Origin of the sequence: Micromonospora sp. NPDC049801 (genome assembly GCF_040656575.1) — a bacterium.
Lineage (GTDB): Bacteria > Actinomycetota > Actinomycetes > Mycobacteriales > Micromonosporaceae > Micromonospora.
The window spans coordinates 12,068-24,828 of record NZ_JBFAMS010000009.1; the positions used below are offsets into that span (position 1 = coordinate 12,068).

A 12,761-nucleotide genomic window follows, 5' to 3' on the forward strand; every position below is an offset into this window, starting at 1 on the left:
GGGATGCCGCGACATCGGCGATCTCGTGTCGATCAAGGCCGCGGACACACCGCACGCCCGCCGCAGGCCACGTAGGTCGGGCCCCGCGGGCGAGCACCCCGGCACCCCGGCACCCCGGCACCCCGGCACCCCGGCACCCCGGCACCCCGGCACCAAGATCTCAGCAACTTCTCTGTTGTTGCTGCTTGCGGCCTCCGGGAAGCAGCAACAACAGAGAAGTTGCGCGGATCTTGAGGCATGACGCCCATTGACCGGACCGGCCGCCGACGCGAACCCAAGCGGTGTGGCCGTTGCTCAGATGCTCGGTGGGGCGCGGGAGCGTCAGGTCGCGTCCTGCGCTCTTCTGCGTTCTTCGCGGAGCAAGTCGAGCATGGCGGTGTCGGACGCAAGATCCGGGTGGTCCACCTGCTGGTCGAGATCGACGACGAGTTCAAGCTCGCGGATCGCCCGGTCCAGGTTCCCCGCCGCCCGGTGGATCATCGCGATGTTGTATCGGGTGACCGCCTCGCCTAAGCGGTCGCCCACCTCACGTCGAATAGTGAGAGATTGCGTGTAGTAGGCCAGCGCCTGCTCCCCATCGTCGAGCCCCTTGTGCTCGAGGCCAATGTTGTTGAGGGTGGTTGCCTCTCCAGCTCGATCGCCCATCTCTCGCCGAATCGGCAGAGACTGGGCGTAGTAGGCCAGCGCCCGCTGCCCATCGCCGAGCCTGCTGTGGACGAAGCCAAAGTTGTTGAGGGTGGTCGCCTCTCCAGCTCGATCGCCCACCTCCCGTTGGATGGATAGAGCCTGCCCGTAGTAGGCGAGCGCCTGCTCGCCATCGCCGAGCCCGGCGTGGACGGAGCCGATGTTGCTGAGGGTGACAGCTTCACCGGCACGGTCGCCCACCTCCCGCTGGACAGGCAGAGCCTGCCCGTAGTGCGCCAGCGCCTGTTCCTCGTCCCCAAGGTTGGCGTACACGAGGCCGATGTTGTTCAGGGTGGCCGCCTCGTTGCCGCGTTCGCCGGTCTGGTGATAGAGATCCAGGGCCCGATCAAAGCTGGCCAGGGCCTGCCAGGGCTGGCCCGTCGCGGACTGCGCCCGCCCCAGCTCGTAGAAGGCGCTGGCGTCCGGGCCGAGAGTCAACGTCGCGGTAGCCATCGCCGCGACGTCCGCGAACCGCGACCGAGGCATCCATGCCCTCGACACCAGATCGCCGACGTGCTGGGCGATGGCCAGCTCCCGGCCCGCCACCGCGAGCCGGTGCACCTCCACCCACCGGGTGTTCACGACGTGGACCCGGATGCCGCCGCGTCGACGACCCAGATGTTGTAGAGGCTGCGGGCCGCGGCGGCACAGGCCTGGGTGTACTCGTCGTCGGTGAGCAGAGGACGGATGAGCGGGCGCAGGACGTTGGAGACGAAGTACCGGGGATGACTGGTTTCCGGGTCGGTGCCCTCTTCGAGCAGGCCGAGTTGGACGGCACGCTCGACGTGCCGGTCGGCGTCGGGGTGGTCGTGGACGGCCCGGACGGTCTCGGCGGGTACGGGCAGTTCGATGACGTTGACCTTGGCGAGCATCCGTTGCAGTTCCCGGTCCTGCGAGCCGAGCAGGTTCTTGGCGAGGATGGTTTCGCGGCGGAACTTGTCGGTCTCCCGTTCGATGGCACCGATGAGACCGTCGACGTCGAGGGTGCCGTCGCCGACGATCAGGTCGAGCCAGTCGAGCAGGCGAGGGTTGCCGGCCGCGGCCTGGACGGCGCGCTCACGGATGTCCGGGTCGATGGAGGAGCGCGGACGCAGGTTCGGCAGGTTGGCGAGCTTCTTGGCCTGCTCGGTCGGGTTGAGGGTTTCGAGCGACTCGACCACGGCGGTTCCGGCCGGGGTCGGGAAGCGGTAGCGGCTCGTGATCACCACTCGGCTGGGGCTGCCGGTCTCGCGAATGGCCTTGAGCAAGGCCGGAAGGATCTCTGCCAGCTCGGCCGAGAGCACGTGCCCGCCGTCGCGCTCGTCGAGGTTGCCTTCCTCGAAGTCGTCGAAGACGAACAGGCAGGCGGTCTGCCCGAGTGGCCCGTCGACGTCGAGCAGGTGCCGGAGGCGTACGACGAGGGGCGCCTCGTCGTTGGCCAGCAGCCGGTCCGCCTCGACCTGTTGTTCCAGGGTGGGGAATGACACCTTGGTGGCGAGGTCGCGGAAGCTGGTCAGGTCGACCCGGCCGTACCAGACGGCACGCTGGTGGTTGGGCATGCGTTCCAGCAGCCGGGAGGCGAGGCTGCTCTTGCCGAGACCACCCATGCCCTGCAGGATCAGGGCCGCGCCCGCGCTGCCCGTAGGGCTTCTGAGGGTACGTAGGCAGCGCTGGATGACGCGCCGTCGTCCGACGAAAGCGGCGCGGGGGGCGACCCGGGACAGGTGGGTCTGTGGGTCCAGGAAATCCTGCTCGGCGGGGCGGATCCGGGTCCGCGCACGCCCCCTGGTGTGCAGGGGCGTGACCATGGGGGCGAGTGGCGATCGGTCGGCGTAGACGCGCAGCAGGTGCCAGTTACCGTGCTGGCGCGCGTACAGCTGCTGCCGGGCCTCGACGATGGCCCGGTCGAGGGGCACCCCGTCCGCCAGGGACCGGTAGAGCTCGGCGGCGAACTCGGTGGCGGCGAGGTCGCTCACCGGCAGCGCCCATCCCAGGACGGCGGGGGCGCCGGCGTCGACCAGGCTCTCACTCATCGAGGGGAACGCGCCGGAGTGGGGAGCGTTCCCGGTCAGGCAGCCGGAGACGAAGATCAGGCGGGGCCAGTGCCCGGCCATCGCCTGGACGATCTGGTCGGCGTTGGCGTCGACGCGCGCGCCGAACTCGTCCTCCATCAGGAAGACGGGCTTGCCATCCAGGTTGATCGTGGCGTGGCCGCTCAGGTGCAGGACGTCGAAGTATCCCGCGCCGTAGTCCCGGGTGAGCAGGCGCAGCCCTTCCAGCGTTCCACTCTCCTCGACGACCAGTTCGGCGCCGGTGCGGGCGGTGGCCTCCAGGATCGCGGCCTCCTCGGCCTCGTACCTCAGTTCGGGTTCGACGCCCTCGGGGGAGGTGGCCATGAACAGCACGCGCAGAGGCCGGTTCGCCGGACCGACCAGGCCCCTGCGGACGGTGTCGTTGCCCGCGGCCCGCACCGGCAACAGCGGCGCCGAGCCGGAGATGGCGAGGTGCGCACCGTCCGCGGCGAGCAGTTCCCAGGGCAGGTGCCGTAGTCGCCCCGCGCCGGTGATCCGCAGCGTGGCGCCGGGAGGCTGTTGGAGGATCGGTGTCAACCACCGCTCGTCACCGTCGAGGAGAGTGGCAAGCCGCGTCCCGAGATCGCGAAGCTGCGGCGAGCCGAAGACCTGTTGGACGATTGAGTGCTGGCTGTAGTGGCGATCCACGCGCTCGATCAACTGGTCGATGGCGGCCTGGTCCAGCCCACGGGTCTTGGGCCGCTCCCCACCGGTCGACAGCCGCAACTCCGAGTAGTCCGATGTCCGCTCGAAGATCTCCAGCTCATGGGTGTTCAGGTCACCCGCCACAGTGGTCTCCTTCCCAGCCGCAGTCCCCATCGCTCACCGTGCTCCGGTCTGCGCTATCTGAGCGAGGATCATTCGGAACCGGTCCAGCTCTGGATGATTCGTCTGCTCGGCCAGAACGACCGCGCGACGCAGGTACCCGGTGGCCTGGTCCACGTGCGCCATCTTCAGCAGCAGGAGGGCCATGTTCGCGCTGACCGTCGCCTCGGACCTACGGTCGCCGACGATGCGGAGGGTCTCGAGAACCTCGGTGAACATGTCCTTCGTGCCAACGAGATCGCCCTGTTGGAGTCGAATCGACGCCATGTTGTTGAGGGTGTTCGCCTCGCCCAGCCGGTCACCGATCGCACGGGCGATGGACAGCGCCTGCCCGTAGTAGGACAGCGCCCGCTCCGCGTCTCCGCGCCGGGCGTACACGAGGCCGATGTTGCTGAGGGTGTTCGCTTCGCCGAACCGGTCACCGACCTCACGGGCGATGGGCAGCGCCTGCGTGTAGTAGGACAGCGCCCCGTCCCCATCCCCCCGATCGGAGAGCACGAGACCGATGTTGTTGAGGGTGGCCGCCTCGCCGTTGCGGTCGCCGACCTCCCGCCGAATGGGGAGGGCCTGCGCGTAGTGGATCAGAGCCTGCTCCCCGTCCCCGCGTCGGGCGTACACGTAGCCGATGTTGTTGAGGGTGACCGCCTCGCCGACCCGGTCGCCAACCTCGCGTTGGATGGGCAGGGCACGCGTGTAGTGGGCCAGCGCCCGCTCCCGATCGCCCTGGTTGTCGTACACGAAGCCGATGTTGCTGAGGGTGGCCGCCTCGCCCTCCCGGTTGCCGACCTCGCGTTGAATGGGTAGGGATTGCCCGAAGTAGGACAGCGCGTCGTCCCACTCCCCGAGCCGGTCGTGCAGATGGCCGATGTTGTTGAGGGTGCCCGCCTCGCCGTCCCGGTCGCCAACCTCGCGGGCGATCGCCAGCGCCTCCTCGTAGTGGGCCAGCGCCCGCTCCCCGTCCCCGAGCCGGTCGTACGTGGCGCCGATGTTGTTGAGGGTGCCCGCCTCGTCGTTCCGGTCGCCGGCCTCGCGGTACAGGTGCAGGGCCTGCTCCTGACTGGCCAGGGCCTGCCAGGGCTGTCCCGTCACGTACTGCGCGTGCCCCAGGTGGTAGTAGGCGTCGGCGTCCGGGCCGAGAGTCAGGGTCGCCGTCGCCAGCGCCGCCACGTCGGCGAACCGCGACCGGCGCACCCACGCCCTCGACACCAGGTCACCGACGTCCCGGGCAATCTCCGGCTCCCGGCCCGCCACTGCCAGGCGGTGCACCTCCGCCCACCGGGCGACCGTCTGCGTCGGCGACCCCGGTTGCCCGGCCGGCCGGGCGTCGGCCGCCGGGTGTGGTCCGTCCGTCAACCCAGCACCTCCCGGGCCCGTCCGCCGATGGATGGTCACCATTCTTGGTGCTGAACGCCACCCCCGCTGCCGCCAGGACAGTCCAGGATCCGACACCAGTGCCCGCCACCGCGGCCACCGGGACCGTCACTCCCCGCGATCTTGCACTTTCGGTGCCGACACAAGGGGTATCTCACCCCATGTCGACAACAGAAACCGCAAGATCGGCGGGACGGTGGGGTGGGACCGGGGTCAGGTCAGGTCAGGTCAGGTCAGGTCGTTGACCGCGCGGAGCACGGGGCGGGTGGTCAGGGACGCCGGGTCCAGGGGCGCCTCGGACCGGACGGTGAAGGTGGTCGACTCACCCGGCAGCAGAGTGACCAGGGCCTCGTCCACAGTGGCCGCCGGGTCCAGCCGGTCCGGAAAGAGGGTCAGGTCGCGCAGCACCGTGCGCGCGGTCACCCGGACCCGCTGGCCGCCGTCGACCGGCTCGACCGTCGCGTCCCAGGCCGCCGTCGGCCACGGCACGTCCCGGTCCTCGGCGAAGAACCACAGCGCACGCTCCGCCGTGCCGCCGGCCTCGGCGACCAGCAGCTCACGGCGGCTCTCGTCCGGCCGCGCCAGGTCCGCCGGCAGCGCCAGCACGACCGAGGAGTACGCCGGGACGTCGAGGTGGACCGAGGTCTTCGCCCTCGGCTCCCCGGTGAGGGTGACGCGGGTGACCGTGGCCGGCACGGTCCACGCCTCGCCGGTCTCGTTCACCGCGACCAGCGCCAACCCACCGCCACCAGCCAGCACACCGCCACCAGCCGGCCCGCCGTCGCGGGGTTGCACGGTGAGCAGGCGGTCGGCGTACGCGTGGCGCAGCGCGTACCACAGGGGTTTACGGCGGCCGTCGCCGTCGACGGCCGACCAGGAGGTCACCGGCCAGCAGTCGTTGAGCTGCCAGACGATCGTGCCGGCGCAGACGTCGCGGTGGGAGCGGAAGTGCTCCACCCCGAGCTGGATGGCCCGCGCCTGGTTGAGCTGCGTGAGGTAGTGCCAGTCGTCGAAGTCGGCCGGTACGGGCAGGTGGGCGTCGAGGCCCCGCTGGAGCTTGGCGTCACCGCCAGCCGCCTTCTGGTGGTGGGCCATGCCCGGCGAGTTGGGCGCGAGCGGTTCGTCGCTGAGCGCGCGTCGCAGCGTGGCGTACGTGGGTGGCGCCTGGTAGCCGAACTCGGCCACGAAGCGCGGCACGTACTCGCGGTACTTCGGGTAGTCGTCGGTGTTCCACACGTCCCAGATGTGGGTGGTGCCGTGCGCCGGGTCGTTCGGGTGGATGGTCTCGCTTCCCGACCAGGGGCTGCCCGGCCAGTACGGGCGGGTCGGGTCCAGCTCGCCGACGGTGCGGGGCAGTACGTCGAGGTAGTAGCCGCGTCCCCAGGTGCGCCCGGCCAGGGCTTCCTGCCAGCCCCAGTCGTGCCAGCCCCAGATGTTCTCGTTGTTGCCGGTCCAGAGCACCAGCGACGGGTGCGGCGTCAGGCGGGTCACCTGCTCGGCGGCCTCGGCGGCCACCTCGGTGGCGAACGGCTCCTCCTCGGGGTACGCGGCGCAGGCGAAGAGGAAGTCCTGTTGGACGAGCAGGCCGCGTTCGTCGGCCAGGTCGTAGAAGGCCTCCGACTCGTACCGGCCGCCACCCCAGACGCGCAGCAGGTTGACGTTGGCGGCGGCGGCCTGGTCGAACCGGTCGGCGAGCCGGTCGCGCGTGATCCGGGTGGGGAACGCGTCGTCGGGGATCCAGTTGACGCCCCGGACGAAGACCGGCACGTCGTTGACCGAGAGCGCGAACGGGGTGCCGTGCTCGTCGGGCGTGGTGTCCAGTCGGACGGAGCGGAAGCCGATCCGCCGGGACCAGGTGTCCAGGGTGTCGCCGTCCGGCGCGTGCAGGGTGACGTCCAGCAGGTGGCGGGCCTGTTCGCCGTACCCCCGGGGCCACCAGAGCGTGGGCTCGCGGACGGCGAGGGTCAGCACGGCCGTGCGCTGGCCGGCCTCGACGACGGCCTCGGCGCGGACGCCGCCGACGGCGACCCGGACGGTCAGCGGGACGTCGGCGACCCGCTCGACCTCGACGTGCACCTCGACCCGGCCGTCGCGGCCGTCGAGGGTGACCAGCGGACGGACGCTGGCCAGCCGGGCGGTGGACCAGGCGTGCAGGCCGATGTCCTGCCAGATTCCGGCGGTGACCAGCGTCGGCCCCCAGTCCCAGCCGAAGTTGCAGGCCATCTTGCGGACGAACTGGAAGGGCTCCGGGTACGCGTTGGGTCGGTCGCCGAGTCGGTCGCGCTGCGCCTCGGCGTAGCGGTACACGGAGTCGAACGCGACGGTCAGCTCGTTGTCGCCGGCGCGCAGCAGCGCGCGGACGTCGAACCGGTAGCCGCGGTGCATGTTCTCGGTGCGGCCGACCTCAACGCCGTTGACGCTGACGGTGGCGACGGTGTCCAGGCCGCCGCAGACCAGGTCGATCCGGTCGTGGTCGCCGGCCGGCGGACGGAAGGTCGTCCGGTAACGCCAGTCGGCGCGGCCGATCCAGGCCAGCGACGACTCGTTGTCGTCGAGGTACGGGTCGGGGATCAGCCCGGCATCGAGCAGGTCGGTGTGGACACACCCGGGCACGGTCGCCGGTACGGTCCGGTCGGCGACCTCCGCGGGCACGTCCACGTCGGACATCGCCCGCAGCGTCCAGCCGTCGTGCAGGGCCTGTCGGCTCACGATTCACCGCACCTTCGTGATCGAGACGTTAGCTGAACCGGATAAGCTCAGCCACCGTACGATCCGACCTCCGGGGTGTCAAAGCCCCTGAACCGCTAAGGAGCACGCGGTGAAGCGGCCGACAATCGCGGACGTCGCCCGACGGGCGGGGGTGTCCAAGGGCGCCGTGTCGTACGCGTTGAACGGGCAGCCCGGCGTCTCCGAGGCCACCCGGCAGCGCATCCTCGCCATCGCCACCGAGATCGGGTTCAGTCCGAGCAGCGCCGCGCGGGCACTCTCCGCCGCCACCGCCCGGGCCGTCGGCCTGGCCCTGTGCCGCCCCGCGCGGACGCTGGGCGTGGAACCGTTCTTCATGGCGCTGATCAGCGGTGTGGAGGCCGAACTGTCGGCCCGCTCGTACGCGCTGACGTTGCAGGTGGTGGCCGATCACGACGCCGAGATCGCCGTCTACCGGCGGTGGTGGGGCGAGCGCCGGGTGGACGGGGTCCTCGTCTGCGACCTGCGCACCGACGACGAGCGCATCCCCGCCCTGGAACAACTGCGCCTGCCGGCCGTGGTCATCGGCGGGCCGGGCGGCACCGGGGAGTTGGCCAGCCTCTTCTCGGACGACGCTGCGGCGCTGACCGAGGCCGTGGAGTACCTGGTCGCGCTCGGGCACCGCCGGATCGCCCGGGTCGGCGGCCTGCCCGACCTGCGGCACACCCAGATCCGTACCGACGCCTTCGCGGCGGTGTGCCGGCGTCTCGGCCTCTCCGACACGGTCACCGTCTTCTCCGACTACACCGGCGAGGAGGGCGGGCGGGCCACCCGACGACTGCTCAGCGCCACCTCCCGGCCCACCGCGGTCATCTACGACAACGACGTGATGGCCATCGCAGGACTCTCGGTGGCCCAGGAGATGGGCCTGACCGTGCCGGCCGACCTGTCCATCGTGGCCTGGGACGACTCGCCGCTGTGCCGGCTGGTGCACCCGCCGTTGACGGCCCTGGGCCGCGACATCTCCGCGTACGGGGCGCACGCGGCCCGCCACCTGCTCGGCGTTATCGCGGGCGAGCCGGCGACCCGGTTGCGGGACGAGACACCGCAGTTGACCCCGCGCGGCAGCACGGCACCACCCCGGGACAGGTGAACCGGTTCATCACCGGTACGCCGAGGGAAACTCCTCGAAGTACGCCTCGACGCGCTCGGCGGTCGCCGGACGGGACAGCGCGAAACCCTGCCCGTAACGGCAGCCGGCCCGATGGGCACCCTCGACCTGGGTGGGCGACTCCAACCCCTCCGCCACGATCTCCACACCCAACCGCTCACCGACGTTGACCACCACGTCGATCAGCGGCGGCTGCCCCGTGGGCTCGGCCCCGACCAGATCGGGCCCCACCTTCAGCAGGTCGATCGGCAGCCGGCGCAGGTGGGCCAGCGAGGCGTGTTCGGGCCGGAAGTCGTCGAGCGCGGTGCGTACGCCCAACGACCGCAGGCCCGCCAGCCGGGCCACCACCGTCGACAGGTCGGCGGCGACCCTCGGCTCGGCCACCTCCACCACCAGACGCTCGGGTGGCACCCCGTACGCGGCCAGGACCGCCGCGGCGCGCTGCACGAAGTCGGGCGTGGTCAGCTCGCGGGTGGTCACGTTGACGGCCATCCACAGCTCCCGGGGGCCCGCCGACCAGGCCGCCAACTGCCGGCAGGCCCGGTCCAGCACCCACCACTCCAGTTCGCCGACCAGATCCAGGTCCTCGGCGACCGGCAGCAGCTCGCCCGGGAGCACCGTGCCGAGCACCGGGCTACGCCACCGCAGCAGCGCCTCGGCGCCCACCGGCTGACGGTCGGTCAGGTCGAGCACCGGCTGGTAGACCAGGTCCAGTTCGCCCCGGGCGACCGCGCCCGGCAACTCGCGTTCCAGGTCGAGCCGACGGACCAGCTGCTCCTCCAGGAACGCGTCGTACCACTCGACCCGGTCCCGGCCCAGCTGCACCGCCCGCCGCCGGGCCAGCTCGGCCTGACGAAGCACGTCGGCCGGCCCCGCGCCACTGACCTCGGCCAGCCCGATGCTCGCCTGCACGCGCAGCACCGACCCGGCCAACCGGTAGGGCGAGGTGAGCGTGCTCAGCAGCCGGGTGCCCAGCGCGTACGCCAGCACGGGCCCCGCGCCGGTGACCACCGCGAAACCGTGGCCGGCGCAGGCGGTCACCAGATCGCCGGACGCGACCACCGCCCGTGCCCGCAGGGCGGCCTCGGCAAGCGCGTCCTCGCGGGCCACCGGGCCGAGCCCTTCGATGCCGTGCAGCTCCACCAGCAGCAGCGCACCGGCCGGGGCGGGCACGTCGCCGATCGCGGCGAGGGCGGCGAGCAGGGCCGCCCGGTCCCCCGGCCCCTCGCCGGCCGGGCCGAAACCATGGCGCGACCAGGAGACACCCGTTTCGGGCCAGGTCGCGTCGACGTCGGCCGCAGGAGTCCACGAATCGGTCGTCGGGGCCTGCCACGGCGGTTGCGACTCCCGGCGGCGGACCGTGTGGTCGGCCGCCCGGCGGTGCGCGGCGGGCCGCTCGGGGACGCCACCGTCAGCGCCGCGCAGCAGCTCCCGCAGGACCAGAGGTGGCACCGCCGCCAGGGCGAGCAACAGACTCGTCCGGTCCGGAGTGCGACCGGAGCCGAGGTGCAGGCCCGCCGCGAGCAGCAGCACCGAGGCCGGGAGAACCGCCCGTGGCCAGGTCGTGGCCGGTGAACCGGACGGCGGCGTCGAGCTGGCCGACGGTACCGCCGATGTCGCGCCCAGGGCCGTCAGCAGCATGCCGAGCACCAGCGGTGGCACCGCCAGGAGTGGCGCGCGCCCCGAGGAGGCGGGCGGCAGGATCGTCAACAGCGCCAGACCGACCAGGGTGAGCAGGAGGCCGCCCCGGCAGATCGCGTGGCCCGAGCGCCGCCCGGCGCCGGTGAACGCGCTGAGCGCGGCGATGCCCAACCCGGCCAACACCAGCGCCGCGAGCAGCCGGGCCGGGGCGGGGAGAGTGTCCACGGGCAGGAGCAACCACCCGGCAAGGGTCAGACCGATCGTCGGTCCGGTCGCCTCGACCAACTCCCGCAATCGGGTCGGCGAGGGCGTCCGTGCCGGGAGCCCGCGCAGCCCGGCCACGGACAGGGCCGCGACGGTGAGCCACCCGAGCAGTGCGACCGCGCGCTGCCGGGTGTCGACCAGCGGCAGGGCGGCCGCGAACCAGCCGGCCGCCACCACCGCCGCGTCGAGCAGGACCAGCCCCGCCCGGCCCGGGGAGCCGCCCGACGGCGGTGCGGGCCGACCGGCGGCCAGCCGGGAGAGTCGTACGCCGGCCAGCGTGGCGCCCGCGCCACCGGCCAACGCGATCACCACCGGGGTCGGGACCATCCCCGCCACTCCGGCGAGGACGAGCAGCGCCACGGCCGTGGACACGGCGGCCTCCGGGGCCGCCCGGCGGGGGACGAGGAAACGGAACGGGTACGCGAGGAGCACGGCGGTCGCCTTCGTGAGGGGGCACGGGGCGGTGCGGCGGTGCGGATGGTGCGGGTGGTGCTGCGGTGGCACGGGCGGCGGATGTTGCGAGTCCGCTGCCCAACACTGGGCAAACGACCGGCGACCGGATTGGTTACGCATCCGCCATCGGCACGAAGCAGTGACCCGTGTCACTGTACGCGTGCGGGCACCCGTGACACCGCCCGCCGCGACCCCGCCCGACCAGGGGTGGGATCATCGCGGGGTGAGTACGCGCGACACGGTCCGCTTCCGTTTCAACCAAGCCATCCTGGTCGCCTCGGTCATCGCCTTCATCGGCGCCCTGCCGCTGGCGAACGCCCGGGCGTACCTGCTGCCGGTGCTGCTCGTCCCGCTGGGCGTCGGGGTGTGGGCCTGGCGGGCCGGCACCGACGCCGACCCCCGGGAGCTGCGCCTGCGGGCGCTGTTCGGGCAACGCCGGATCGGCTGGGACCACGTCGTCGAGTTCGCCACCGACGCACGCGGACGGGCCGTCGCCCGGCTCGACGACGGCCAGCAGGTCGTCCTGCCGGCGGTACGCGGCACCGACCTGCCCCGCCTGGTCTCCGCCACCGGCCAGAGGATGCCGGACGAGGCCGCCGAGACGCCCGGCGCGTAGGCGGCCGCTCCCGCCCGCCGGCGCTCAGTAGCCGTCGACCACCGTGTTGACGAGCGGTTCACCGGCGGCGAACCGCCGTACCTGCTCGCCGACCAGCCGGTACGCACGCGGCAGCAGCCCCCGCACCGACCCTGCCACGTGCGGCGTGAGCAGCACGTTCGGCATCGTCCACAGCGGAGATTCGGCGGGCAGCGGCTCCGGGTCGGTGACGTCCAGCGCGGCCGAGATCCGGCCCGTGGCCAGCTCGGCGACCAGCGCGTCGGTACGGGCCACCGGACCTCGGGCCGCGTTGACCAGCAGCGCCCCGTCGGGCATCGCGGCCAGGAAATCCTTGTCGATCAGACCACGGGTCTGGTCGGTGAGCGGCACCAGCACCACCACCACGTCGGCGTCGGGCAGCAGTCTCGGCAGCTCCGCGACGGCGTGCACCGACTGCTCCGGCCGGGCGCTGCGGGCGACCAGGGTGAAGCTCACCCCGAACGGCGCGAGCCGGTCGCGCACCGCCGTGCCGATCGAGCCGGCCCCGACGATCAGCACCCGCTTGCCGGTCAGCTCGTCGGTCGGCGCGTTGCCGTCGTACGCCCACCGCCGCTGTCCCTGGGCGCGGGCGAAGGCGGGAAACGCCCGGAGCTGTGCCAGGATCGCGGTGACCACCCACTCGGCGGTGGAGGGATCGTGCACCCCTCGGGCGTCGCAGAGCGTGACCCCGTCGGGCACCCGACCCACCCAGGCGTCGGCCCCGGCGGAGAGCAGTTGCACCACCGCCAGGTCGGGCAGCTCACCCAGCAGAGCGGTGGCATTCGAACCGCTCAGGAACGGCGGCACCCAGAAACGGACGTCGGCCACGGCGGACGGCAGGCGGTCGGCGCGTTCGGCGACCTCCACCGTCACGCCCGGCGGCAGCTCGCCAACGAGGTCCAGGCCAGCGTGGTGCGGAATCCATACCTTCACGTCCGCCGACGATAGCCGTCGCCACGGCGGCCGGCGCGGGCACGCCGGA

General features: G+C 72.2%; 8 protein-coding genes. 2 read left to right on the forward strand and 6 right to left on the reverse strand.

Features of this window, described 5'->3' with window-relative positions; translation table 11 throughout:
• Nucleotides 1–321: 321 nt before the first annotated feature.
• The 4 genes from AB0I89_RS17660 to AB0I89_RS17675 form a co-directional block, all read right to left on the reverse strand.
• Nucleotides 322–1,266, reverse strand: coding sequence for a tetratricopeptide repeat protein (locus AB0I89_RS17660; protein ID WP_357127372.1), 945 nt, complete (start codon nt 1,264–1,266; stop codon nt 322–324).
• The gene (locus AB0I89_RS17665) at nt 1,263–3,524 is read right to left on the reverse strand and encodes a CHAT domain-containing protein (RefSeq protein WP_357127375.1); all 2,262 of its coding nucleotides are present in this window, start codon (nt 3,522–3,524) and stop codon (nt 1,263–1,265) included. Before AB0I89_RS17665 ends, AB0I89_RS17660 begins: the two co-directional genes overlap by 4 nt.
• A 33-nt stretch (nt 3,525–3,557) precedes the next feature.
• Entirely contained in the window at nt 3,558–4,913 is a 1,356-nt protein-coding gene (locus tag AB0I89_RS17670; RefSeq protein WP_357127378.1) for a tetratricopeptide repeat protein, read from the reverse strand.
• Nucleotides 4,914–5,159: 246 nt separating this feature from the next.
• Nucleotides 5,160–7,598 carry a glycoside hydrolase family 2 protein gene (locus AB0I89_RS17675; RefSeq protein ID WP_357128013.1) on the reverse strand — a complete coding sequence of 813 codons (2,439 nt, stop codon included), beginning with the start codon at nt 7,596–7,598 and terminating at the stop codon, nt 5,160–5,162.
• Nucleotides 7,599–7,749: 151 nt separating this feature from the next.
• Here AB0I89_RS17675 and AB0I89_RS17680 point away from each other — a divergent pair, with 151 nt between their 5' ends.
• On the forward strand, nt 7,750–8,769 hold the full coding sequence (locus AB0I89_RS17680) for a LacI family DNA-binding transcriptional regulator (RefSeq protein ID WP_357127381.1): 1,020 nt from the start codon (nt 7,750–7,752) through the stop codon (nt 8,767–8,769).
• Between the two features lie 9 nt (nt 8,770–8,778).
• On the opposite strand, the gene AB0I89_RS17685 is transcribed toward AB0I89_RS17680, so the two are convergent.
• A complete protein-coding gene (locus tag AB0I89_RS17685; RefSeq protein ID WP_357127384.1) occupies nt 8,779–11,124 on the reverse strand; it encodes a GGDEF domain-containing phosphodiesterase in 2,346 nt (781 codons plus the stop codon).
• Between the two features lie 244 nt (nt 11,125–11,368).
• On the opposite strand from AB0I89_RS17685, the gene AB0I89_RS17690 reads away from it, so the two are divergent.
• On the forward strand, nt 11,369–11,761 hold the full coding sequence (locus tag AB0I89_RS17690; RefSeq protein WP_357127387.1) for a PH domain-containing protein: 393 nt from the start codon (nt 11,369–11,371) through the stop codon (nt 11,759–11,761).
• Nucleotides 11,762–11,785: 24 nt separating this feature from the next.
• Here AB0I89_RS17690 and AB0I89_RS17695 read toward each other — a convergent pair whose 3' ends face one another.
• A complete protein-coding gene (locus AB0I89_RS17695; protein ID WP_357127390.1) occupies nt 11,786–12,712 on the reverse strand; it encodes a 2-hydroxyacid dehydrogenase in 927 nt (308 codons plus the stop codon).
• Between the last annotated feature and the right edge of the window lie 49 nt (nt 12,713–12,761).

What these genes read in the sequence shown, in the direction of transcription:
- AB0I89_RS17675 (WP_357128013.1), bottom strand. Translation starts at nt 7,598, where the DNA reads ATGTCCGACGTGGACGTGCCCGCGGAGGTCGCCGACCGGACCGTACCG.